At 71.1% G+C, this 22097-nt stretch carries 22 protein-coding genes; 11 read left to right on the forward strand and 11 right to left on the reverse strand.

Annotated features, from left to right (window positions below; translation table 11 throughout):
• Positions 1 to 339: 339 nt before the first annotated feature.
• From MTDSW087_RS25250 to MTDSW087_RS25265, 4 genes are all read right to left on the reverse strand, one after another.
• Positions 340 to 1866, reverse strand: coding sequence for an undecaprenyl-phosphate glucose phosphotransferase (locus MTDSW087_RS25250; protein WP_144767821.1), 1527 nt, complete (start codon positions 1864 to 1866; stop codon positions 340 to 342).
• Positions 1867 to 2001: 135 nt separating this feature from the next.
• A complete protein-coding gene (locus MTDSW087_RS25255) occupies positions 2002 to 3210 on the reverse strand; it encodes a glycosyltransferase family 4 protein (RefSeq protein ID WP_144767823.1) in 1209 nt (402 codons plus the stop codon).
• Between the two features lie 278 nt (positions 3211 to 3488).
• Positions 3489 to 4589, reverse strand: a complete 1101-nt coding sequence (locus tag MTDSW087_RS25260; RefSeq protein WP_144767874.1) for a polyamine ABC transporter substrate-binding protein — start codon at positions 4587 to 4589, stop codon at positions 3489 to 3491.
• Between the two features lie 5 nt (positions 4590 to 4594).
• On the reverse strand, positions 4595 to 4951 hold the full coding sequence (locus tag MTDSW087_RS25265; RefSeq protein WP_144767825.1) for a RidA family protein: 357 nt from the start codon (positions 4949 to 4951) through the stop codon (positions 4595 to 4597).
• A gap of 197 nt (positions 4952 to 5148) precedes the next feature.
• Here MTDSW087_RS25265 and MTDSW087_RS25270 point away from each other — a divergent pair, with 197 nt between their 5' ends.
• The gene (locus MTDSW087_RS25270; protein ID WP_109952570.1) at positions 5149 to 5415 is read left to right on the forward strand and encodes a GlsB/YeaQ/YmgE family stress response membrane protein; all 267 of its coding nucleotides are present in this window, start codon (positions 5149 to 5151) and stop codon (positions 5413 to 5415) included.
• 122 nt (positions 5416 to 5537) lie between these two features.
• Here MTDSW087_RS25270 and MTDSW087_RS25275 read toward each other — a convergent pair whose 3' ends face one another.
• Positions 5538 to 5771, reverse strand: coding sequence for a YgaP family membrane protein (locus MTDSW087_RS25275; protein WP_373322058.1), 234 nt, complete (start codon positions 5769 to 5771; stop codon positions 5538 to 5540).
• A 543-nt stretch (positions 5772 to 6314) separates the two neighbouring features.
• Here MTDSW087_RS25275 and MTDSW087_RS25280 point away from each other — a divergent pair.
• Together MTDSW087_RS25280 and MTDSW087_RS25285 are read left to right on the forward strand one after the other, a co-directional pair.
• The gene (locus tag MTDSW087_RS25280; RefSeq protein ID WP_144767878.1) at positions 6315 to 6812 is read left to right on the forward strand and encodes a Ros/MucR family transcriptional regulator; all 498 of its coding nucleotides are present in this window, start codon (positions 6315 to 6317) and stop codon (positions 6810 to 6812) included.
• A gap of 215 nt (positions 6813 to 7027) precedes the next feature.
• Entirely contained in the window at positions 7028 to 8224 is a 1197-nt protein-coding gene (locus MTDSW087_RS25285) for an MFS transporter (RefSeq protein WP_144767827.1), read from the forward strand.
• Here the strand turns inward: MTDSW087_RS25285 and MTDSW087_RS25290 are convergent.
• Positions 8221 to 9507 carry an MFS transporter gene (locus MTDSW087_RS25290; RefSeq protein ID WP_144767829.1) on the reverse strand — a complete coding sequence of 429 codons (1287 nt, stop codon included), beginning with the start codon at positions 9505 to 9507 and terminating at the stop codon, positions 8221 to 8223. The genes MTDSW087_RS25285 and MTDSW087_RS25290 overlap by 4 nt on opposite strands.
• Before the next feature lie 32 nt (positions 9508 to 9539).
• On the reverse strand, positions 9540 to 9971 hold the full coding sequence (locus MTDSW087_RS25295) for a MarR family winged helix-turn-helix transcriptional regulator (RefSeq protein ID WP_144767831.1): 432 nt from the start codon (positions 9969 to 9971) through the stop codon (positions 9540 to 9542).
• A gap of 257 nt (positions 9972 to 10228) precedes the next feature.
• On the opposite strand from MTDSW087_RS25295, the gene MTDSW087_RS25300 reads away from it, so the two are divergent.
• The 4 genes from MTDSW087_RS25300 (at position 10229) to MTDSW087_RS25315 (ending at position 14180) form a co-directional block, all read left to right on the forward strand.
• Positions 10229 to 10981, forward strand: a complete 753-nt coding sequence (locus MTDSW087_RS25300) for a TetR/AcrR family transcriptional regulator (protein WP_238179651.1) — start codon at positions 10229 to 10231, stop codon at positions 10979 to 10981.
• A 118-nt stretch (positions 10982 to 11099) separates the two neighbouring features.
• Positions 11100 to 13175 (forward strand): NAD(+) synthase, encoded by a 2076-nt coding sequence (locus MTDSW087_RS25305; RefSeq protein WP_144767833.1) that lies wholly within the window; start codon positions 11100 to 11102, stop codon positions 13173 to 13175.
• A gap of 104 nt (positions 13176 to 13279) precedes the next feature.
• On the forward strand, positions 13280 to 13510 hold the full coding sequence (locus tag MTDSW087_RS25310; RefSeq protein WP_144767835.1) for a hypothetical protein: 231 nt from the start codon (positions 13280 to 13282) through the stop codon (positions 13508 to 13510).
• A 277-nt stretch (positions 13511 to 13787) separates the two neighbouring features.
• Positions 13788 to 14180: a PilZ domain-containing protein gene (locus tag MTDSW087_RS25315; protein WP_144767882.1), complete on the forward strand. Its 393-nt coding sequence runs from the start codon at positions 13788 to 13790 to the stop codon at positions 14178 to 14180.
• A gap of 59 nt (positions 14181 to 14239) precedes the next feature.
• Here MTDSW087_RS25315 and MTDSW087_RS25320 read toward each other — a convergent pair whose 3' ends face one another.
• Positions 14240 to 14665, reverse strand: coding sequence for an HIT family protein (locus MTDSW087_RS25320; RefSeq protein ID WP_144767837.1), 426 nt, complete (start codon positions 14663 to 14665; stop codon positions 14240 to 14242).
• A 249-nt stretch (positions 14666 to 14914) separates the two neighbouring features.
• Here MTDSW087_RS25320 and MTDSW087_RS25325 point away from each other — a divergent pair, with 249 nt between their 5' ends.
• Positions 14915 to 15874, forward strand: a complete 960-nt coding sequence (locus MTDSW087_RS25325; RefSeq protein ID WP_144767839.1) for a cation diffusion facilitator family transporter — start codon at positions 14915 to 14917, stop codon at positions 15872 to 15874.
• Positions 15875 to 15934: 60 nt separating this feature from the next.
• On the opposite strand, the gene MTDSW087_RS25330 is transcribed toward MTDSW087_RS25325, so the two are convergent.
• The 3 genes from MTDSW087_RS25330 to MTDSW087_RS25340 all read right to left on the reverse strand — a co-directional run bounded on the left by MTDSW087_RS25330 (position 15935) and on the right by MTDSW087_RS25340 (position 18191).
• The gene (locus tag MTDSW087_RS25330) at positions 15935 to 17023 is read right to left on the reverse strand and encodes a helix-turn-helix transcriptional regulator (RefSeq protein WP_144767841.1); all 1089 of its coding nucleotides are present in this window, start codon (positions 17021 to 17023) and stop codon (positions 15935 to 15937) included.
• Between the two features lie 123 nt (positions 17024 to 17146).
• Positions 17147 to 18007, reverse strand: coding sequence for an SDR family oxidoreductase (locus MTDSW087_RS25335; RefSeq protein WP_144767843.1), 861 nt, complete (start codon positions 18005 to 18007; stop codon positions 17147 to 17149).
• 4 nt (positions 18008 to 18011) lie between these two features.
• Positions 18012 to 18191 (reverse strand): DUF1328 domain-containing protein, encoded by a 180-nt coding sequence (locus MTDSW087_RS25340; protein ID WP_144767845.1) that lies wholly within the window; start codon positions 18189 to 18191, stop codon positions 18012 to 18014.
• Positions 18192 to 18646: 455 nt separating this feature from the next.
• Here MTDSW087_RS25340 and MTDSW087_RS25345 point away from each other — a divergent pair, with 455 nt between their 5' ends.
• The 3 genes from MTDSW087_RS25345 (at position 18647) to MTDSW087_RS25355 (ending at position 21855) form a co-directional block, all read left to right on the forward strand.
• Positions 18647 to 19090, forward strand: a complete 444-nt coding sequence (locus tag MTDSW087_RS25345; RefSeq protein WP_144767847.1) for a hypothetical protein — start codon at positions 18647 to 18649, stop codon at positions 19088 to 19090.
• A gap of 157 nt (positions 19091 to 19247) precedes the next feature.
• Entirely contained in the window at positions 19248 to 21254 is a 2007-nt protein-coding gene (locus tag MTDSW087_RS25350; protein ID WP_144767849.1) for an acetyl-CoA carboxylase biotin carboxylase subunit, read from the forward strand.
• Between the two features lie 169 nt (positions 21255 to 21423).
• Positions 21424 to 21855, forward strand: coding sequence for a gamma-glutamylcyclotransferase family protein (locus tag MTDSW087_RS25355; RefSeq protein ID WP_144767851.1), 432 nt, complete (start codon positions 21424 to 21426; stop codon positions 21853 to 21855).
• Positions 21856 to 22097: the final 242 nt, after the last annotated feature.

Genomic DNA, 22097 nt, shown 5'->3' on the forward strand with positions numbered 1-22097 from the left:
GAGCCGGCTTTGCAACGTTGCGTTCAGGGCTCCGCGGCGTCCCGCGTCACCCCGACCGCGCCAGCCATGCCCCCGGCGGACAATCCGCGCGGGGCCGAAGGCGCGTGCGCTGTCTTCCGCGTATTCGCGGGATCCGCGACAGGCCCCCTCTCCCGTCCGGAACCCTTGCTCCCCTCACCCGAACCCTCGCTCACGCGAGGGCCGCCCTCTCTCGCAGAGGGGAGAGGGCGAGCCCGTTCCGGATGTTCACAGGGCCCGGCCCTGGTCCGGAACGACCTGATCCCGCGTCACCGCCCTCGTCCGGATGGGAGCGCGACGCGATGTCCGCGGCCGGCCGCCTCAATAGGCGTTCTCGGTCTTGAGCAGGGCGAAGGGCGTGGTGAGCAGGATCTGGAGGTCGAACAGGACCGACCAGTTCTCGATGTAGTAGAGGTCGTGCTCGACGCGGCGCTGGAGCTTCTCGCTGGTGTCGGTCTCGCCGCGCCAGCCGTTGATCTGGGCCCAGCCGGTGATGCCGGGCTTGACCTTGTGGCGGGCGAAGTAGCCGTCCACCACCTGGTCGTAGAGGGTGTTGGCGGCCTTGGCCTGGAGGGCGTGGGGGCGCGGGCCGACGAGGGAGAGATCGCCCTTGAGCACGTTGAAGAGCTGCGGCAGCTCGTCGAGGGAGGTCTTGCGGATGAAGCGGCCGACGGGGGTCACCCGCGGGTCGCCCTTGGTCACCATGCGGTTGGCGGTGGCGTCGCACTGGTCGACATACATCGAGCGGAACTTGTAGACCTCGATCAGCTCGTTGTTGAAGCCGTGGCGCTTCTGCCGGAACAGGATCGGCCCGCGCGAGGTCAGGCGCACGGCCGCCGCCACGGCGAGCATCACGGGGGCGAGCGCGAGCAGCATCAGGCCGCCGACGCAGCGGTCGAACAGGGCCTTCGTCACCACGTCCCAATCGGCGATCGGCTTGTCGAACACGTCGAGCACCGGCACCGAGCCGAGATAGGAATAGCTGCGCGGACGAAGCCGCAGCTTGGTCGCGTGCGCCGAGAGGCGGATGTCGATCGGCAGCACCCAGAGCTTGCCGAGCATCTGCAGGATGCGCGCCTCGGCCGAGATCGGGATCGTGAACACGATCAGGTCGAGGCGGGTGTGGCGGGCATAGTCCACGAGGTCGCTGACCGTGCCGAGCTTGGGGTAGCCCGCCACGACGTCGCTGGAGCGGTCGTCGTTGCGGTCGTCGAACACGCCGACGATGCGGATGCCGCTGTCGGACTGCGTCTCGAGGGCGGCGATCAGCTCCTCGGCGGCCTTGCCGCCGCCGACGATCGCGGTGCGCCGGTCGAAGCGGCCCTGCCGGGTCTGGGCGCGGATCAGGCCCGAGAGCGCGAAGCGGGCCGAGAGCAGCACGAGCAGGCCGCTGCCGAAATAGGTGGCGAGCCAGAGGCGCGAGTAATGGTCGGCGACCTTGGCGAGCACCAGGGCGGTCGCCACCACGAGGAAGCTCAGCGACCAGCCGGCGGAGAGCTTCACCGCGGTCTTGAAGAAGCTGCGGAAGGCCGCGATCCGGTAGGTGCCGGCCGCCTGGAACAGGCCGACCGCGAGCACCGCCACGCCGCCGATCGCCAGGGCGTAGCGCTGGCCGAAGGGGACGACCCCGCGCAGCATCAGGAGGTGCAGCGCCGCGCCGAGCAGCGCGACGAGGGCGAACTCGAAGAGGCGCACGAGGCCGCTGACCACCACGCTGGAGATCGGGCCGGCCTGCGGCGGGGCGGCGGCCTCGGCGAGCGGGACGGCGCCGGCGCGCAGCTCGGTGTCGCCGGCCGCGCCGGGCTGCCCGGCCGCCCTCAGGAGATCGCGGACATCGAAGGCACTCATCGGAGGCTCAGACCTCAAGGCGGGAGGCGGCGCGGCGGGCCGCCGGACGACCCTTGCGGGCGAGTGTCGCGGAGCGATCTCTCCGAACCCTTAAAAGGGCCGATCACGCCTCTGCGACAGGGCTCGGCGCGCTCCTCAGGCGGGCTCCGAGACCTTGACCGGGACCGGCGCCTCGGCGCTGCGGCGCTGGGCGCGGAAGGCGGCGGCGTAGCCGGAGAGCACGTCCGAGGCCATGCGGTCCATGGAGAAGCGCTCGTGCACCGAGTCGCTGAGGGCGCGGAAACGGGCGCTCACGCGCTCGGGCGCCTCGTCGACCAGCGCCGCGATGGCGGCCTGGAGGGCGACGGGATCGCGGGCGGGGATCAGCATGTCCGCGGCCTCGCCGAAGATCTCCGGGATGCCGCCGACATTGGTCGAGACCATCGGCATCGCCGCGGCGGCGGCCTCCAGCACCACGTAGGGCAGGGATTCGGCGAGCGAGGGCACCACCAGGATGCGGCCGCGGGCGAGCACGCCGCGGATCGGCTGGGCCGGCTCGAAGGCGACCGCATCCTTCAGGCCGTGGGCGGCAGCGAGGGTGGCGAGGGACTCGGCATCGGGCCCCGAGCCCACCATGAGCAGGCGCAGGCGGCGGCCCTGCGCGTGCAGGCGAGCGAGCGCCTCGAGGAGAACCGGCAGGCCCTTGGCCTCGCGCAATTCGCCCACGTAGAGGAGGTCGAACGGGTCCGCGGCCCGGGCGACGGGCACGAACTCCACCTCGCCGATGCCGTTATGGACGATGCGGGTCACCGAGGCCGCCACGCCGACATAGGCGCGGTGGCGGGAGGCGACGAACTCGCTCTCGAACAGGAACACGTCGGTGCGGCGGGCGAGCACGCCCTCGGCCGCCATGTAGAGCCGGTGCAGCAGGCTGCCCGGCCGGTAGTTGTAGCTGCCGCCATGCGGGGTATAGGCGCGGATGACCGGGCGGCCGCCGGCCTCGACCGCGGCGAGCCGGGCATAGACGCCGCCCTTGGCGCCGTGGCCGTGCAGCACGTCGGCCCGCACGGTCTCGGCCCGGGCGGCGACGGCGCGGAGCGCCGCGAGGTCGCCGAGATGGGGGTTGCGCCGCATCGACACCCGGCGGACCCCGAGGGCGAGATGGGGGGCGAGGTCGGCGAGCGCCTGCTCGGCGCGCGCGCCGCCGGTGTTGGAATCGCAGACGATGCCGACCTTGTGCCCGGCCGCGGCCTGGAGGCGGACGAGATCGACCACGTGGCGGAACAGGCCGCCCACCGGCGCACGGAAGACGTGCAGGATGCGGCGGGGCGGACCGGAATCGAGGGGGCTGAAGGCGGCGACCACGGCAGGGCTCCCTGGGGCGGCGGACGGCCGCGTTCCGGGAGATCTGACGCCGCGGCGGTGGGCGGGCGGTTAATGCCGCCCGCCGGGGTGGCCGGGGTCCCAAGCCTTTGCGGCGGCAGGGTAAGCGGCCGGCTAACGCGGCCCCGACAAGTCGAGCCTGCTGCCCCCTCCCGGCCTGGGGCCGCTCCCGATCGCGTTGCGATCGGGAGCGGCCCCAGGCTCCTGTTTCGACGCGCTCTCATGCGCCGAACCGGTGTCCACTTCGGCTCAAGCGCGCTCTACCGCCCGGTGCGCACCCGGGTCCAGAGCCGGGTGACGAAGCGCTGTGTGCGATCGTCCCAGGCGGTGTTGGTGAACAGGCGCTGCATCGTCGCCTCGTCCGGATAGATGCCCGGATTGTTGAGGATCTCCCGCTTCACCAGGGGCTTGGCCGGCAGGACGCCGCTCGCGTAGGAGACGAAGTTGGTGTTGGCCGCCGCCACTTCGGGGCGCAGCATGTAGTCGATGAAGGCGTGGGCCTCGGCCGGGTGGGCCGCGTCCTTCGGGACGGCGAAGGCGTCGAACCACATCAGCGCGCCCTCCTTCGGGATGACGTAGGCGATCTCGACGCCGTTCTTGGCCTCGTCCGCCCGCTTCTTCGCCTGGAGCACGTCGCCCGAATAGCCCACCGCGACGCAGAGGTCGCCGTTGGCCAGCGCCTGGATGTACTCGGAGGAGTGGAACTTCCGCACCGTGCCCCGGACCTTGTAGAGGGCGTCGGTGACGAGGGTCATGTCGTCCCAGCGCTTCGAGTCGCCCTTGGCGCCGAGCGCCGGCATCATGCTCGGGATCAGATCCTCGGGCGAGTCGAGCATCATGATCCCGCAATCCTTGAGCTTGTTCGCGGATGCGGGGTTCAGGACCGTGGTCCAGCTGTTGAGGGGGGCGTTGGGCCCGAGCCGCTCGCGCACGAGGCCGAGATTGTAGCCGATGCCGGTGGTGCCCCACATGTAGTCGACGGCGTAGGCATTGCCGGGATCGAACGTGGCCAGCCGGCCCGCGATCTCCGGCCAGACGTTGCCGAGGTTCTTCAGCTTCGCCTTGTCGAGCAGCTGGAAGGCGCCGGCCCGGATCAGCCGCTGCAGGAAGGGGCCCGACGGCACGACCACGTCGTAGCCGGACCGGCCGGCCAGCAGCTTCGTCTCCAGGATCTCGTTGTTGTCGTAGGTGTCGTAGACGACCTTGATCCCGGTCTCCCGAGTGAAGGCCTCCAGCACCTTCGGGTCGATATAGTCCGACCAGTTGTAGACGTTGACGACGCGCTCCTGCGCCCCGGCGGCGAGGCCGCCGCCGAGGACGAGCGCCGCGGCGAGACCCGCCCCGAGAAACGCGCGGCGCAGCGGATTCACCGAGCCCTCGCAGCCACGACCACGATCTCGACGAGGTAGTCCGGCGCGCAGAGCCGCGCCTCGAGCGTGGCGCGGCCGGGCGGGTTGGTCTTCGAGACCCAGGCATCCCAGGCGGCGTTCATCTGGTCGAAGGTGGCGATGTCGGACAGGTACACGGTGGCCATCAGGATGTGGTCCTTGTCGCTGCCGGTCGCCGCGAGCAGGCGCTCGATCTCGTCGAGGATCTGCTGCGTCTGCGCGGTGACGCCGGTGCCGGCCGTATCCTTCGCGGTCTGGCCCGCCAGGTACACCGTGTCGCCGTGGACCACCGCCTGGGACATCCGCTTGCCCGGCTCGAACCGCTCGATCGCCATATCCGTCTCCTTAGCCCGCGCGCCTCGCAGGACGCGCCGGGCGCCGTTCTGCGACCGGCGGACCGCCCCGTAAAGGGCGGGCGCGGCCTCCGGGGCGGGCGGCCTCAGAAAATCCGCTGCGCCCAAGCTTTCCGCGGCAACCTGCCGCCCCGCTGGCGCGTTCTGTGGGCACTCGCAATTCGCGTCAGGGGTTTGTCATGGGAATTCTCTGGACCATCATCATCGGCTTCCTCGCCGGCGTCATCGCCAAGTTCATCATGCCGGGCGACAACGAGCCGTCGGGCTTCATCCTCACCACCATCCTCGGCATCGTCGGCGCCTTCGTGGCGACCTTCATCGGCCAGGCGGTCGGCTGGTACGGGCCGAACCAGGGGGCGGGCTTCATCGGCGCCATCGTCGGCGCGGTGGTCGTGCTCGCGATCTACGGTTTCTTCGCCAGCCGCAGCCGCACCACCACGCTCTGACGGAGCGGCACGGCCCGAACGGAGAGGGGCGCCCCGCGGGGCGCCCCTTTTCGTGTTCGATTTTCGCGTTCGATGATGGGGCAGGTCCCGGCCTCGCGACCGGGACCAGTCCTTTCGCTCTTTCAGAGGCGCTGCGCCGCCGCCTTCATGGCGCAGTGGCCGGTGGCGCCACGCAGCGCCAGGCCGACGCCGACGACCAGGGCGGCGAGGCTGAGGAACTTGTTCGGGCGCGGCTGCGCGGCCGCGGCGGCCATGCCGAGGCCGATCGCGACCGAGACGGCGCGCTCCGTGGTGGTGAGGTTCGGCTCGCCGCTGAAGATGTCGTGGATCAGGCCGGTGGTCATCTGGGTCGCCATGGGTTTCGCCGTGTCTCCGTGAGGGAGGGATCGCCGGGCGAACGCGGCTGCGCCCACGGCGTTCCGCGGCCATCTCCACGAAGGGCCATCCGGGGATGCGGCGGCCATTCCCGGACAGGTCCGACGAAGGCGGCGCCTCACCGAGGACGCAGCGCCGTCTTGTGCCCGATGGATTTGGGCACTCCAAAACTTCTACTTCAATTTGCCGATTTTTACAACCGGAGGGTGCATTTATACTCTGCCCGGGATGCTCGCCCGCTCCATGCCGACCACCTCCGGCATGAGACCGAAGTTCAGTCTTTTTCCTTCATTTTCAGATAATTGAACGACACATTTCGTCTGCTTTCTCAGGCTTGTCACTGCGCCCGGAGCGATCCGCATTCCTTCTCCGGCAAGCCATCAATGCAGTGATTTCCTGCATTCTGCGCGCACCGATCCCGGATCGTGTACAAAACAGCCTATAAATCCACGTTTTCCGGAATATAACCCTTGACCAGCCCCCATGATGGATCGATCTTCGCGCCTGAAGGAGCGTCCATCGCAATGGATATGGTCATGGAAGAGCAGAGTGCCGATCACATCAGCCTGGCTGTCGAAATCGTCGCGGCTTACGTGTCGAACAATTCGGTCCCGCCCAGCGATCTACAAGGATTGATCGCAGGTGTGCACACCGCCCTCGTCGCCCTGTCCAATCCGGCGCCGTCGGAATCGCAGGCGATCGAGAAGCTCACGCCGGCCCAGATCCGGAAGTCGATCACCAACGACAACCTGATCAGCTTCGAGGACGGCAAGCCCTACAAGACCCTGCGCCGGCACCTCACCCTGCGCGGCCTCACGCCCGAGACCTACCGGGAGAAATGGGGCCTGCCGCGCGACTACCCGATGACCGCGCCGAGCTATTCGGCCCAGCGCTCCGAGCTCGCCCGCGCGCTTGGCCTCGGTCAGCAGCGCCGCAAGCCGAAGGAGCCGGAAGAAGCCGAGGCACCGGCCGCCAAGCCCCGCAACCGGCGCAAGGCCCAGGACGCGCAGGCCGCGGAGTAACCCTCAGCCGCAGCCCCGATCCGGAGCGCCCGCCCCGAGAGGGGCCTGAGTCGGCGCCTGCGCCGCGCCGCAACGCGGATCAAGCGGAAGAGCCTTGTCCGCCATGCGCATCAGCCTCCCGCCCCGGGCGGTAGGCAGGTGCGCGTGGCTTGCCATGTTCGGCCTATCTCGCAGTGCACAAGCCGCTTCGGCGGAACGTGCTGTCCGGAGCCGGCATGCTGACACCCCCGATCCTGGCGCTCGCCGTCGCCTCCTTCGGCATCGGCACCACCGAATTCGTCATCATGGGGCTCCTGCCCGAGGTGGCGGACAGCCTCGGGGTCACCATCCCGCAGGCGGGCTACCTCGTCTCCGGCTACGCGATGGGCGTCGTCATCGGCGCACCGCTCGTGGCGATCGCCACGGCCGGGCTGCCGCGCAAGACGGCGCTGCTCGCGCTGATGCTCACCTTCCTCCTGGGCAATCTCGGCTGCGCCCTGGCGCCGGATTACGGCCTGCTGATGCTCGCGCGCGTCGGGACCGCCTTCGCGCACGGGGCCTTCTTCGGCATCGGCGCGATCGTGGCGCGCGACCTCGTTCCGCCCGAGCGGCTCACGCAGGCGGTGGCGCTGATGTTCGCGGGGCTAACCCTCGCCAACGTGCTCGGCGTGCCCCTCGGCACCGCCCTGGGCCAGGCGCTCGGCTGGCGGGCCACCTTCTGGGCGGTGGCCGGCATCGGCGTCGCGGCGCTGGTCGCGATCGGGCTCTGGGTGCCGGCCGGCCTCCCGGGCACGCGCGGCGGGCTCGGGCGGGAGTTCCGGGCGCTCGGACGCTGGCCGGTGCTGAAGCCGATGCTGATCTCCACCCTCTCCTCGGTGAGCTTCTTCACGGTCTTCACCTATGTCACGCCCTTCCTCACGGGCGTCTCCGGCTTCAGCGCCCAGGGCGTCACCGGCGTGCTCTTCGCGGCGGGGATCGGGCTGACGGTCGGGAATCTCGTCGGCGGCCGGCTTGCCGACCGGAACCTGCTCGCCACCGTGGTCGGCGGCTTCCTCGGCATCGTCGCGGTGCTCGGCCTGCTCACCCTCGTCGCCCCCTTCGGCGTGGCGACGGTCGCCGTGCTGGTGGTCTGGAGCGGGCTAGCCTTCGCCCTGGTCTCGCCGCTTCAGGTCTGGGTGGTCGAGGCGGCGCGCGACGCGCCGAACCTCGCCTCGACCCTCAACCAGGGGGCGTTCAACCTGGGCAACGCCACGGGCGCCTGGCTCGGCGGGACGGCGCTGACGCTCGGAGCGAACTACCGCGAGCTGCCCCTGCTCGCGGCGGCGGTCTCGGTCGCCGGCCTCGTCCTCGCCGCGACCGCCCTGCGCGGGCGGGCGATGCCGCCGCAGGCCGCGCGGCACGCCGAGGGAATGGCCCCCTCGGAGCCCGCTTAGGCGGGGACCGGCTCGGTCCGGCCGGCGCCGAGGCCGCGCCCGATCATCAGGGCCATCGCCGCCGCGACGAGGCAGAGGAAGCCCGCCGAGACGAAGGCCGAGGCGTAGTCGCCCGTGCCGGTGCGGACGAGGCCCGCGCCCCAGGCGGCCGCAGCCGCGCCGATCTGATGGGCGGCGGCGATCCAGCCGAACATCAGCGCGGCATTCTCCTCGCCGAAGGCCTTGCCGGCGAGGCTCACGGTCGGCGGCACCGTGGCGATCCAGTCGAGCCCGTAGAACACCGCGAACAGGGACAGGCCGTAGAGGCTGCCGTCGAAGGCCTGGGGCAGGAAGATCAGCGAGAGCCCGCGCAGGCCGTAATACCAGGCGAGCAGCTTGCGCGCGTCGACCCGGTCGGTGAGCCAGCCCGAGGCCGTGGTGCCGAGGAGGTCGCAGATCCCCATCAGCGCGAGCATGCCCGCCGCCGTCACCTCCGGGATGCCGCGGTCGAGGCAGGCCGGGATCAGATGGGTGCCGATCAGGCCGTTGGTGGAGGCGCCGCAGACGAAGAAGGTGCCGGCCAGCAGCCAGAAGTCGCGGTTGCGCAGGCCCATCGCGAGGCCCTGGAGGGCGCGCCGGGCCGGGTTGATCCCGGTCTTCGGCGCGGGCTGGATCACGCTCTCGCCGTAGCGGGGCAGCCCGAGATCGGCCGGGCGGTCGCGCATCAGGAGCACGACGAGCGGCACGAGGCCGAGCGCGGTGGCGGCCACCGTGAGCGCCACCGCGCGCCAGCCGTGATCGACCACGATGTTGGCCAGCAGCGGCAGGAAGACGAGCTGGCCGGTGGCGCTGCTCGCGGTCAGGAGGCCGACGACGAGGCCGCGATGCTTGCCGAACCAGCGCCCGGCGACGGTGGCGCCGAGCACGTTGGCCACCATGCCGGTGCCCGAGCCGACGAGGATGCCCCACAGGGCCACCATCTGCCAGGAGGCGCGCATGAAGATCGTGGCGGCGGTGCCGGCCGCCAGGATGAGGAGCGCGCACGCGACCGAGCGGCGCAGGCCGAAGCGCTCGATGATCGCCACCGCGAAGGGACCGATCAGCCCGTAGAGGAAGATGTTGACGGCGACCGCGGCGCTGATCGTCGCGGTCGACCAGCCGAACTCGCGCTCCAGCGGCACGATCAGGATGCCGGGCGTCGCCCGGATCCCGGCGCCGATCAGCAGGACCAGGAAGGTGATCCCGGCCATCACCCAGGCATAGTGCAGCCCTCCGGGCGCGCGCGTCTTCGGTCCTGCGGGCATGGCGGATTCTCTGGGTCTCGAGAGGTCGGGGATCAGGAGCGCGGGGCGAGGGCGGCGAGGGAGGCCAGCGCGCCGGGGGAGAGGCGGGCGCCGATCTCGGCCTCCACCGCCCGCCAATGGGGCAGGGCCGCCTCGATCGCCGCCGCGCCGGATTCGGTGAGCGCGGCGACGCGGGCGCGGCGGTCGCCCTGGTCGGGCGCGAGATGCACGAGGCCGCGCCGCTCCAGCGGGTCGAGGTTGCGGCCCATGGTCGAGCGGTCGAGGGCCGCCTCCTCGGCGAGCCGGGTCACCGGCAGGGGGCCGAGCCGGGCGAGGATGCGCAGGATCGCGAACTGGGTGACGCGCAGGGAGGCCGGCCGCAGGGCCGCGTCGTAGGCCGCGGTGGCCGAGCGCGCCGCCCGGCGCAGGGCGGTGCAGGTGCAGGGCGGGTCGGCCGGCGAATCGGGGGACAGGTCGGATGGCATGGATGCGGGTATATGCCCGCATGATCGGCCCCGCAACCGGTTTGTGGCGCTCCGGTCAGCGCGCCTCACGCGTCTTCGGCCCCGCGCGGATGGTCCGCCGGGAGCAACGACACCCGCTCCGGCTCGGGTGCGCGCTAATCCCGCCCCTCCCGCAGCCCCGCGATGCGCGAGGGCCTGGTCGAACTTTCGCGCCCAGGCGGTACAAGTCTCTGGTGGGGCGGCAGGCGCCGCCCGCGCGAACGACCGGTCCTCACGCCATGCTCCCGCCCACGATCGCCGCACGGATGCCGGAGGACGCCTTCGCGGAGGACGATTTCCCGGAGGAGGGGCTCGTCCGCGGACGCGTCCGGGACGAGGCGGCGCAGGCCGGGCGGCGGCGCCTGCCCGCGGCCGAGCGCGAGCGCCAGATCGTGGCGGCGGCGGCGCGCTTCTTCGCCGAGCACGGCTTCGGCGGCCAGACGCGGGAGCTCGCCCGCGGCATCGGCATCTCGCATTCGGCGATCTTCCGCTACTTCCCGAGCAAAGAGGCCCTGATCGACCGGGTCTACGAGCACGTCTATGTCAGCCGCTGGAACCCGCACTGGGACCTGCTGCTGCGCAACCGCACGCTTCCCCTGGAGGAGCGGCTGGTGCGCTTCTACCGGGACTATGCCGAGCGCATCTTCGACTACGAGTGGGTGCGGATCTTCGTCTCGGCGGGGCTGACCGGCTACGACATCGCGCCGCGCTACCTCGCCGTGGTGCGCGACAGCCTGATCCGCCCGGTCTGCACGGAGCTGCGCGCCCATCTCGGCCTGCCGGACCCGGAGACGGTCCCGCTCACCGAGCGGGAGGAGGAGACGGCCTGGGCACTGCACGGCCAGATCTTCTACATCGCGATCCGCAAGTTCGTGTACGGCTGGCCGGTGCCGGCCGATACCGGGCCGGTGATCGCCGACGACGTGCGGATGTTCCTGGCCGGCGCACCGGCCGTCCTGCGCGCCTGCCTGGAGGGGCGGGAGGCGGAGTAGGGGGCCGGATCGGAGCGAGCGGCCGCGGGAACCCGGGCCGCGCCTTTCGCTGGAGCCCCGGGCCCGCGCGCCTTATCTGAAGACCTGTTCCCGCCCCATCGCGAGGCCGGCCCGCACCGTGACCCAAAGCCCTTCCCAAGCCCCTGCCGACTTCCGCTCGCTCTACCGCCACGGCTTCGCGCGCGTGGCCGCCTGCACCACCCGCAGCCATCCGGCCGAGCCGGGACGCAACGCGGAGGCGCTGCTCGACCTCGCGCGGGCCTGCCACGGGGAGGGGGCGGTGCTCGCGGTTTTCCCCGAGCTCGGCCTCTCGGCCTACGCCATCGAGGACCTGTTCCTGCAGGAGACCCTGCTCGATGCCGTCGAGGCGGCCGTCGCCCGGGTGATCGCGGGCTCGGCCGGCTTGCGTCCGATCCTCGTGGCCGGCGCGCCGCTGCGCTGGCGCAACCGGATCTACAACACGGCGCTGGCGATCCAGGGCGGGCGGCTGCTCGGCGTGGTGCCCAAGAGCTATCTGCCGAACTACCGCGAGTTCTACGAGAAGCGCCACTTCGCGCCCGGCGCCGGCATCGCGGGCGAGACGATCCGCGTCGCGGGCCACGCGGCGCCCTTCGGCACCGACCTGCTGTTCGAGGCCGAGGACCTGCCCGGCTTCACCCTCGGCATCGAGATCTGCGAGGACCTCTGGGTGCCGGAGCCGCCGGGCATGCGCGCGGCGCTCGCCGGGGCCAGCGTGCTCGCCAACCTCTCCGGCAGCCCGATCACCGTGGGGCGGGCCGAGTCCCGCGCGCTCCTCACCCGGGCGGCCTCGATGCGCGGGGCCTGCGCCTATGTCTACGCCGCGGCGGGGCAGGGGGAATCGACCACCGACCTGTCCTGGGACGGGCAGACCTCGATCGACGAGTCGGGCGTGCGCCTCGCGGAGGGCGAGCGCTTCCCCCTCGGGCCGGTGGCGACCGTCGCCGACATCGACCTCGACCTGATCGCCCAGGACCGGCGCCAGACCGGCAGCTTCGACGACAATGCGCGCGCCTCGAGCGCGCCGCCCTTCCGCCGCGTGGCCGTGCGGCTCGACCCGCCGGCGGACGATCTCGGCCTGCGCCGCCGGGTCGAGCGCTTCCCCTTCGTGCCGGCCGATCCAGCCCGCCTCGCGCAGGATTGCTACGAGGCCTACAATATCCAGGTGGCCGGCCTCGCGCAGCGCCTGGAGGCGACGGGGACGCGGCGCGCGGTGATCGGCGTCTCGGGGGGCCTCGACTCGACCCACGCCCTCCTCGTCATCGCCAAGGCCTTCGACCGGCTGGGCTATCCGCGCTCCGACATCCTGGCCTACACGATGCCGGGCTTCGCCACTTCGGCGGGCACCAAGGCCAACGCCCACGCGCTGATGCAGGCGATGGGCTGCACCGCGGCCGAGATCGACATCCGGCCGAGCGCCCGGCAGATGCTCGCCGACATGGACCACCCCTACGCGAAGGGGGAGGCGGTCTACGACGTCACCTTCGAGAACGTGCAGGCGGGGCTTCGCACCGACTACCTGTTCCGGCTCGCCAACCGGCACGGCGGCATCGTGATCGGCACCGGCGACCTCTCGGAGCTGGCGCTCGGCTGGTGCACCTACGGCGTCGGCGACCAGATGAGCCATTACGCCGTCAATGCCGGCGTGCCCAAGACCCTGATCCAGCACCTGATCCGCTGGGTCATCGCGAGCGGGCAGGTGGGGCCGGACGAATCCCGCACCCTCCAGGCGGTGCTCGACACCGAGATCTCGCCCGAGCTCGTGCCGATGGACGCCGACGACAGCCCGCAGAGCACGGAGGCCACGATCGGCCCCTACGCGCTGCAGGACTTCAACCTGTTCTACACGCTGCGCTACGGGTTCCGGCCCTCGAAGATCGCCTTCCTCGCGCTCCAGGCCTGGGGCGATGCGGAGCGGGGCGTGTGGCCGCCGGACTTCCCCGAGGCCAAGCGCGTCGCCTACCCCCTGCCGGAGATCCGGCGCTGGCTCGCCGTGTTCCTCGCCCGCTTCTTCGGTTTCAGCCAGTTCAAGCGTTCGGCCCTGCCGAACGGGCCGAAGGTGGCGGCGGGCGGCGCCCTCTCGCCCCGCGGCGACTGGCGCGCGCCCTCCGACGGATCGGCCCGGATCTGGCTCGACGAACTGGAGAGAAACGTCCCCGCAAACGAGTCGACATAAACCCGACGGATTGTGCCATTATGAGCACGGTCAAGCTGATTCTTCGCAGCGCACACGCGGCGCTGCGCGGGCTCGGCAGAGGGCGGCCAAGCGGAGGACTTCGGATGCGAAGCTACAACCTGTTCCGCCTGCGCGCCATCGACGGCCTGTGCTGCGCGGTGCCGGAGGCCTGCACCGTGCCGACCTTCCTGGGCGGCGGACGCTGGACCTTCGAGGGCAAGCTCGAGAACCAGGGCGGCCTGCCCCTCGACTTCGACGGCCGGGCCGCCGACACGGCCGTGCGCTTCAACGGCTTCTACCTCTTCCAGACCGTGGACCGTCGCTACATCGGCTGAGACCGTGTCCGGTTGATCGGAACGGACGCGGTCTCAGCAAGCCCGCGCGGCGCTTGAGCGAAGGCGACATCCGCCATCCCGAAGGGATCACCCGGATGTCGTATGAGGCGTGTCCCAGCATCTGGCCTCCCCTGCATCTTGAGACTTGAGGGGAGAGGACAAAACGACCGACCACGCGCCGGCGCACTTCAGGTCCGAGTCGGAGATCGGGGGAAACGTTCCTTAACGGCTGGGATGGCAGGGTCGCCCGGACGTATTCGATCCGAGGGGCATGGCCATGTCAGCGGAGCACCGCCAGGAGGTGCGGCAGCGGGTGTTCCTGAAGGGACGCATCCGCTTCAACAACGGCGCCTCCAGCATGGACTGCCTGGTGCGGGACCTCTCCGCCACGGGAGCCCGCATCAGCCTGTCCGAGACCGCCACCCTGCCGGAGGTCTTCGACCTCTACATCCCGCAGAAGGACCGGACCTACCGGGCCACCCTGCGCTGGCGCCGCGAGGACGGCGTCGGCGTCACCTTCGAGGATGCGGCGAAGCCCGCTTCGCCCGCCGCGGCGGAGCCGGCGGCCGACGTCTCGGCCCTCCTGCGCCGCATCGCCGAGCTGGAGGCCGAGAACACGGCCCTGCGCCGCCTCCTCACCGGCATGGCCCAGAGCGCGCCCGCCGCCTGATTCCGGGTGTCGAGAGGGCTCAGCCCTCTCGCGGGTTCCAGGGCGGAGCCCTGGGACGTTCAACCCTTCAGCGCCGCGCGGATACGCTCGGCATGGGCGGCGAGCACGGCCGGGTCGGCCATGCCGCCCTCGTGGCGCTTCAGCGGCACGCCCTCGCGCCGCGGGATGATGTGGACGTGCAGGTGGAACACCGTCTGCCCGCCCGCCGGCTCGTTGTACTGGAAGACCGTCAGCCCATCCGCCGCGAAGGCCGCCTTCACGGCGCGGGCCACCACCTGCACGCTGCGGGCCAGGGCTGCGAGGGAATCCGGCTCGGCGTCGAGGAGCCCGCGGGACGGGGCCTTCGGGATCACCAGGGTGTGGCCCTCGCCCTGGGGCATCACGTCCATGAAGGCGAGGGTGTGGTCGTCCTCGTAGACCGTGTGGGCCGGGATCTCGCCGCGCAGGATCTTGGCGAAGATGTTGTCGGGATCGTAGGCGGGCATGCTCGCTCCGGGTGTCGGTCTCGCGCGCCAGAGCCATGCCCGATCGCGTTGCGACAAGGCACGGTTCCAGACCTTTGTTCTCACGCGCTCTCTTTCGCCGAACCGGCTTCCACTTCGGCGGAGAGCGCTCCAACGATGCCGCAAGCCGCCCGCCGCCGTCCACCCGCGGAACCGCGGCCGCCCGCGGCTCATTCCCGCCTCGTCGCAGCGCCTGGACCGGCGCCCGACCAGCCGGGAGACAGGGCAGGCATGGCCGAGAGCACGGGCGCCATCTACACCGCCGCGGGCGCCAACCTCGCGATCGCCGTGGCGAAGTTCGTGGGCGCCGCCCTCACCGGCTCGACCGCGATGCTCGCCGAGGGCGCGCATTCGGTGGTCGACACCGCCAACCAGATCCTGCTCCTCGTCGGGATGAAGCGAGCGCAGAAGCCGGCCGATGCGCGCCATCCCTTCGGCTACGGCCGCGAGATCTATTTCTACGCCTTCGTCGTCGCGCTGATGATCTTCCTCGGCGGCGGCATCTTCGCGATCTACGAGGGTGCCGAGAAGATCATGCATCCCGAGCCGGCGGCCGACGCCACCGTGCTCGGCATCCGCCTCTCCGGCTTCTGGGTGAACGTGGCGATCCTCGGCTTCGCGATTCTCGCCGAGGGCTATTCCTGCCTCGTCGCGGTGCGGGCCTTCCGGGCGGAGACGGGCGGGCGCTCGCCGATCACCGCGATCCGCCGCAGCAAGGACCCGTCGCTCTTCACCATCCTCGTGGAGGACGTGGCCGCGCTGATCGGCCTCGTCCTCGCCATGGCGGGCGTGGTGGCGGCCCATCTCCTCGACCGGCCGGCCCTCGACGGCTGGGCCTCGGTGGGCATCGGCCTCGTCCTCGTCGGCATGGCGATCTTCCTGATGATCGAGACGCACGGACTGCTGATCGGCGAGGCCGCCGACCCGGAGGTGGTGGCCGCGATCGACACGGTCGTGCGGGCGGAGCCGGGCGTGCGCCACGTCAACGAGGTGCTGACCCAGCATCTCGGCCCCCGGGACATCCTCGTGAATGTCAGCCTCGACATGGCGGACGACCTCGATGCCGGCGCGGTGGAGGCCGCGGTGAGCCGCCTCGACCGGGCGCTCAAGGCGGCCAACCCCGAGGTGACCCGGGTCTTCATCGAGATCCAGGCGCAGACGGCCTCGGCGGGAGCACGGGCGGCGGCTTAGGTTCGGACGCCGCCCCGCAGTCGCGGGGGCAAGAAGCGAGGCGTCAAGGGGCGACGCGCATCAGAGCCGGGGCAGGGCGGCGCCGGCCAGGAGGCCGACCAGCTCCGCCTGGCGGCTCACGCCGGTCTTGGCCATCACGCCCTTGAGCTGCGAGCGCACGGTCTGGGGCGAGGTGCCGGACTCGGCCGCGATCTGCTCCACCGTGCGGCAATTCGCGATGGAGCGGGCGACCCGCGCCTCGGCGGCGGTGAGGTCGAACAGGCCCTCCAGCACGGAGAGGCCCGGCAGGATGCCGTGCGCCACCGGCGTCACGACGAGGATCGCCGCGGCGGCGGCGAAGAGGTCGCGCGCGCTGCGCCGCACCGGCAGGAGATGGGCGACGGCCGGCGCCCGCTCGGGCGTGCCGGGCACCGGGATCGAGCGCGCCGCCTCGAGCGCGCCCGTGGCGAGCGCCTCCACCGCCTCGCCGAGCAGGCGGTCGGCCCGCGGATCGGCGAGGGCGACGCGGCGCCCCTCGCGCAGGGCGCCGCCGAGCAGCGCCTCGGCCCCGCCATTCATGGCCAGGACCTGGCCCTGTCGCCCGAGGATCGCTGCGGGCAGGCCGACGAGGTCGAGGGCGTCGGCCGCCACCTGCACCGCCTGCAGGCGCAGGCGCGCCGACATGGTGGCGGCCCGGGCGAGATGGGGCCGCAGGGTGTCGAGCCGCTCCACCACCGCCGCCGGGACGGGCCCGTCGGCATAGGCGCGCTCCACGTCCACCACGATCTGCTCGCCGCTCGGCACCGTGATCGCCGAGGCCGTGCCCCAGCCGAGGCCGCGCGGGCGCAGGAACTCCGTGAAGAGCGGGTTCGTGTCGAGCTCCTCGCGGGTATAGACGTCGAGATCGGTGAGGAAACCCGCATGCTGCCGGGCGAAGAGCCGGGCCGGGCGGTCGTTCCGGGCGGCCCAGCCGCCGGCCATGAACGCCTCCACGACCTCCTCGATCTCGGGGGAGGCGATGGAGCGGAACTCGTCGCCCTGGCTGGTGAAGAGAAGCGCGCCGGCCCCCTCACCGAACCGGGCGATCGCGCTGAGCGTGGCCGCCCAGAGGTCCGGGATCGCGGCCGCCTCGTAGATCCGGTCGATCAGGTCCTCGAACGCGTCGTCCATCGCTCGGTGCCGCCCACTTGTCCGAAACAAGCTTTGGACCGAGCAGCCTGGGATGCAATGCAATTCGGATAATTTGACCCAAAGTTGTGATCACAAGGTGATCCGGCGCACCTGCGGCCCTGTTCAGTAGCCGATCTGGCCGAGACTAATCTCCCAGACCCGCTCCTGCACGCCCGCGTCGCGGGCCTCGCGCGAGGGCACAACTTCCGCGCAGCGGGCGAAGTAGCGGCCGCTGACACCGTCAAGCTCCGGCGCGCAGGCCAGGTGGAGCGAGGTCGCCGCCCCCTGTTCCGGGGTCGACAGGAAGGGCCGGATCAGGCTCCAGCCGAACCCGAGCAGGCCGCCCGCGTCGCGGGCGAAGCCCGAGCGGATGACGCCGGGATGCAGGGCGTTCACGGTGACGCCGCTATCCGCGAGCCGCCGGGCGAGCGCGGCGGTGAAGAGCACGTTGCCGAGCTTGGCCTGGGCATAGGCCTTCATCCCGCCGTAGCGCCGCTGTCCCTCCAGGTCGTCGAAGTCCACATGCCCGCGCGTATGCGCCGCCGAGGCGACGTTGACGATGCGGGGCCTGCGGCCCGCCCGCGCCCCATCCTTCATCAGGTCGAGGAGTTCGAGGGTGAGCAGCACGTAGCCGAGATGATCGAGGGCCCAGGTTCGCTCGATCCCGTCCACGGTCTCGGCGCGCCGGTCGAAGATCGCGCCCGCATTGTTCACGAGCACATCGAGCCGGTCGTGCCCGGCACGGATCTCGGCCGCGAGGCGCCGGATCTCGGCCTGCGCGGAGAGGTCGGCCCGCGCTGTGGCGAGGTCGGCGCCCGGCAGCGCGGCGCGGATCCGGGCTTGCGCCCGCGCCAGGCGTTCCGCGTCGCGCCCGACGAGGACGACGCGCGCGCCCCGGCGGGCGAGGCCGAGGGCGGTCTCGTAGCCGATCCCGTTGGTCGCCCCCGTGACGAGGCAGGTCCGGCCGGCGAGCACCGTCTCCATCGGATCAGAACACCGCCTGCCCGATGGCGAAGGCGACGACCACGATGACGATCGCGATCAGCAGGAACAGGCCGAACAGGATGCGCGACAGGGCGCCGGCGCCCGAGGCGATGCCGGTGAAGCCGAGGCCGCCCGCGATCACCGAGATCACGAAGCAGATCAAGGCCCATTTCAGGAGGGACATGCGGGCGACTCCGGGCGGGCGGCCATGCGGCCGGCATCGAGACTGAGAGTGCGGTCAATGCGGCGCAAGCGCGACCGTTCCGTCGGCTTGGGCTCTCGCGGGGCCTTTATTCTTAATCCCGGCTTCCGCGAAGCGGCATGCCGTCCGGCTCGTCCACGGGCCTCTCCGCCCCCTTACGGGGCGGAGCCGGAGGTGGGGGTGGTGCAGGATCGAGCGGGGCGCGGTGCCTTCTGCCCCCACACCCGATCCCTGCCCGCAAGGGGCATGGGAGCGCGACGCGCCTCAAATGCGGCCCACCGCGTCAAGAATCCCGAAAGCCTGCTTCGTGAGCGAGCGTTTACCTGAACACGGGTTCAGATTCTGCCGTTAACTTCTCAAAGGATCCCACGGGAGCATAGTCGATTACATCAGGGAACAAGCACCGGCGACAACAAAGTCCGGAGAGGTATCGAACGATGATCACGCTTTCTCTTCAGCACTTCTGCAACCATACCCAGTCGGCCGGCGCCATCACCGAGTCCGACGTGCGCCGCCTAGTGCGGCACGTGCTCCCGGACGGGATCACCAGCCGCGACGAGGCCGACATGCTCATCGCCCTGGAGCGGGCGGTGCCGCAGGTCGACCGCTCCTTCGGCGACTTCCTGATCCAGGCGGTGGTCGATTTCGCGGTCTGGGGCGAGCGCCCCACCGGCCGGATCGAGCGCGAGACCGCCGCCTGGCTCGCGGGCTCGCTCGCCGGCCGCACCGGCCCGACCCCGGTCGGCGCCCGCATCGCCGTCGAGATCGTGCGCGAGGCCCATGCCAGCGCCGAGAACCTCACCGTGTTCGCGCTGGAGGCGAATCGCTGGACGCGGCAGCCCACCGAGATCCGCCGTCCGGTCTTCGCGCTCGCCGCCTGATCCCTCCGGCTGAACCCCGCCGCCCGACCCTCACCTCAGGAAGGAGCCCAAAAGCACAGCTTCCGTCCGCCGCGCATCTGCTTTATCGGACATGTCGACCGGGCCTCGAGAACCCGGATCGAATCCCGGGAAGCTAACGGTCCGAGTGCGGCACACGATGTTCGAGAAGATCCTGATCGCCAATCGCGGAGAGATTGCCTGCCGCGTCATCAAGACGGCGCGGCGCATGGGCATCAAGACCGTGGCGGTCTACTCGGATGCCGACCGCGACGCGGTGCACGTCGCCATGGCCGATGAGGCCGTGCATATCGGCCCGGCCCCGGCCGCGCAGTCCTATCTGCTGATCGACAAGATCGTCGAGGCCTGCAGGAAGACCGGCGCCCAGGCCGTCCATCCCGGCTACGGCTTCCTCTCCGAGCGCGAGGCCTTCCCGAAGGCCCTTGCCGAGGCCGGCATCGTCTTCATCGGCCCCAATCCCGGCGCCATCGCCGCGATGGGCGACAAGATCGAGTCGAAGAAGGCCGCGGCCGCGGCCAAGGTCTCGACCGTGCCGGGCTTCCTCGGCGTGATCGATAGCCCTGAGCATGCCGTGACGATCGCCGACGAGATCGGCTATCCCGTGATGATCAAGGCCTCCGCCGGCGGCGGCGGCAAGGGCATGCGCATCGCGCATTCCGCCGACGAGGTCGCGGAGGGCTTCGCCCGCGCCAAGTCCGAGGCCTCCTCCTCCTTCGGCGACGACCGCGTCTTCGTGGAGAAGTTCATCACCGACCCGCGCCACATCGAGATCCAGGTGATCGGCGACAAGCACGGCAACGTGATCTACCTGGGCGAGCGCGAGTGCTCGATCCAGCGCCGCAATCAGAAGGTGATCGAGGAGGCGCCCTCGCCGCTCCTCGATGAGGCCACGCGCCGCAAGATGGGCGAGCAGGCGGTCGCCCTCGCCAAAGCCGTGAACTACGATTCCGCCGGCACCGTCGAGTTCGTGGCCGGCCAGGACAAGTCCTTCTACTTCCTGGAGATGAACACCCGCCTCCAGGTGGAGCATCCCGTCACCGAGATGATCACCGGCCTCGACCTCGTCGAGCTGATGATCCGGGTCGCGGCGGGCGAGGCGCTCCCGCTGACGCAATCGGAGGTGAAGCTCGACGGCTGGGCGGTGGAGAGCCGCGTCTACGCCGAGGACCCCACCCGCAACTTCCTGCCCTCGATCGGCCGGCTCACCACCTACCTGCCGCCGGAGGAGGGCCGCCAGGGCGACGCCATCGTGCGCAACGATACCGGCGTGGAGGAGGGCGGCGAGATCGCCATCCACTACGACCCGATGATCGCCAAGCTCGTCACCTGGGCGCCGACGCGCGCCCACGCGATCGCGGCGCAAGGACAGGCGCTCGACGCCTTCGCCATCGACGGCATCCGCCACAACATCCCGTTCCTCGCCGCCCTGATGGCGCATCCGCGCTGGCAGGAGGGGCAGCTCTCGACCGGCTTCATCGCGGAGGAGTTCCCCGAGGGCTTCGTGGCGCCCCAGCCCGCGGGCGAGGTCGCCAAGCGCATGATGGCGGCGGCGGCGGCCATCGACCACCAGCTCAACCAGCGCAAGCGCGGCATCTCCGGCCAGATGCGCGATCCGAGCCTGCTGAAGTTCGAGCGCGACCGCGTGGTGCTGCTCGCCGGCGAGGCCCATCCCGTCACCGTCGATCCGCAGGGGGACGACGGCGTGGTGGTGACGGAGCCCGACGGCACCGCCCGCCTCGTGACGAGCGACTGGCGCCCGGGCGAGCCGGTCTGGACCGGCACGATCGACGGCCACCGCGCCGCGATCCAGGTGCGCGGCGTGCTCAACGGCGTGGCGCTCCAGCACGCGGGCGCGGCGGCCGAGGCCCGGGTCTATACCCGCCGCGAGGCCGAGCTCGCCGCCCTGATGCCGGTGAAGGAGCAGGGCGGCTCGGGCAAGCAGGTGCTCTGCCCGATGCCGGGCCTCGTCAAGCAGATCTTGGTCAAGGAAGGCCAGGAGGTGAAGAACGGCGAGCCGATCGCCGTCGTCGAGGCGATGAAGATGGAGAACGTGCTCCGCGCCGAGCGCGACGCCACGGTCTCGAAGATCCACGCCAAGGAAGGCGACAGCCTCGCCGTCGACGCGGTGATCCTCGAATTCGCCTGAGCGCCTATCCGACCGGACATCACCGGGCCTTCCCACCCACGACCTCATCCTGAGGGGGCGGGTGGGGATCTTCGAAGTCTGGCCGACTGCTGGAAGCGTGGTCGAACAGGCTCCAAGAACCGGGGCGCGGTGATCGCGCCCGGGAACGCGCGGCGCAGGCGTCCGGACCATGCCCCTCTACTTCGCCTACGGCGCCAACATGGACGCCGCCGCCATGGCGCTGCGCTGCCCAGCCTCGCAACTGGTCGGGCAGGGCCGGCTGCAGCGCCATCGCTTCGTCATCATGCGCGAGGGCTATGCCTCGGTGGTGCGCGATGCGAGCGAGACCGTCTGGGGCGTGCTCTGGGACCTCGCGCTCGCCGACGTGCCGGCGCTCGACCGCTACGAGGGCGTCTCGGGCGGGCTCTACGTCAAGGCCTACCAGCCGGTCTCCGCGCAAGGCGGCGTCCGGCGCGCCCTGATCTATCTCGGCCGCAATGCCGGGCCGGGGGTGCCGCGGCCGGGCTATCTCGAAGCGGTGCTCGAAGCGGGCGAGGCCGCGCAATTGCCGCCCGCCTATCTCCGTCAGGTCCGCGCCTGGCTGCGCGGCGCCAAGGCCTGACGGCCCACCGGGAGGGTGTGGCAGCGGCGCCACATTGCATGCCATCGCCTCGGGTGCGGTGCATCATTAACACCGCGTTAACCATTTCCGGAAAGAAGTCTCCTTAACGAACGGTTCACAGCCGGGAGCGGATCGCGGGGTCTTTTCGGGACTTCGCGCCCTGAACGACGGTTTCGCGCCGCCGTCCCGGCCAGGAAGACTTTCGCTCACGTCGGCAGATCAAGTCGATCGGCTCCGCGCCG

The sequence above is a fragment of the Methylobacterium dankookense genome (assembly GCF_902141855.1).
Lineage (GTDB): Bacteria > Pseudomonadota > Alphaproteobacteria > Rhizobiales > Beijerinckiaceae > Methylobacterium > Methylobacterium dankookense.

Coding starts and splice junctions, on each gene's coding strand:
- MTDSW087_RS25265 (WP_144767825.1), bottom strand. CDS start 4,951: ATGGCGATCGAGCGGTTCGAGCCGGGCAAGCGGATGTCCCAGGCGGTG.
- MTDSW087_RS25340 (WP_144767845.1), bottom strand. CDS start 18,191: ATGTCCCTCCTGAAATGGGCCTTGATCTGCTTCGTGATCTCGGTGATC.
- MTDSW087_RS25335 (WP_144767843.1), bottom strand. CDS start 18,007: ATGGAGACGGTGCTCGCCGGCCGGACCTGCCTCGTCACGGGGGCGACC.
- MTDSW087_RS25345 (WP_144767847.1), top strand. CDS start 18,647: ATGATCACGCTTTCTCTTCAGCACTTCTGCAACCATACCCAGTCGGCC.
- MTDSW087_RS25295 (WP_144767831.1), bottom strand. CDS start 9,971: ATGCCATCCGACCTGTCCCCCGATTCGCCGGCCGACCCGCCCTGCACC.
- MTDSW087_RS25310 (WP_144767835.1), top strand. CDS start 13,280: ATGCGAAGCTACAACCTGTTCCGCCTGCGCGCCATCGACGGCCTGTGC.
- MTDSW087_RS25250 (WP_144767821.1), bottom strand. CDS start 1,866: ATGAGTGCCTTCGATGTCCGCGATCTCCTGAGGGCGGCCGGGCAGCCC.
- MTDSW087_RS25270 (WP_109952570.1), top strand. CDS start 5,149: ATGGGAATTCTCTGGACCATCATCATCGGCTTCCTCGCCGGCGTCATC.
- MTDSW087_RS25320 (WP_144767837.1), bottom strand. CDS start 14,665: ATGCCCGCCTACGATCCCGACAACATCTTCGCCAAGATCCTGCGCGGC.
- MTDSW087_RS25275 (WP_373322058.1), bottom strand. CDS start 5,771: ATGGCGACCCAGATGACCACCGGCCTGATCCACGACATCTTCAGCGGC.
- MTDSW087_RS25280 (WP_144767878.1), top strand. CDS start 6,315: ATGGATATGGTCATGGAAGAGCAGAGTGCCGATCACATCAGCCTGGCT.
- MTDSW087_RS25355 (WP_144767851.1), top strand. CDS start 21,424: ATGCCCCTCTACTTCGCCTACGGCGCCAACATGGACGCCGCCGCCATG.
- MTDSW087_RS25315 (WP_144767882.1), top strand. CDS start 13,788: ATGTCAGCGGAGCACCGCCAGGAGGTGCGGCAGCGGGTGTTCCTGAAG.
- MTDSW087_RS25325 (WP_144767839.1), top strand. CDS start 14,915: ATGGCCGAGAGCACGGGCGCCATCTACACCGCCGCGGGCGCCAACCTC.
- MTDSW087_RS25330 (WP_144767841.1), bottom strand. CDS start 17,023: ATGGACGACGCGTTCGAGGACCTGATCGACCGGATCTACGAGGCGGCC.
- MTDSW087_RS25300 (WP_238179651.1), top strand. CDS start 10,229: ATGCTCCCGCCCACGATCGCCGCACGGATGCCGGAGGACGCCTTCGCG.
- MTDSW087_RS25350 (WP_144767849.1), top strand. CDS start 19,248: ATGTTCGAGAAGATCCTGATCGCCAATCGCGGAGAGATTGCCTGCCGC.
- MTDSW087_RS25290 (WP_144767829.1), bottom strand. CDS start 9,507: ATGCCCGCAGGACCGAAGACGCGCGCGCCCGGAGGGCTGCACTATGCC.
- MTDSW087_RS25285 (WP_144767827.1), top strand. CDS start 7,028: ATGCTGACACCCCCGATCCTGGCGCTCGCCGTCGCCTCCTTCGGCATC.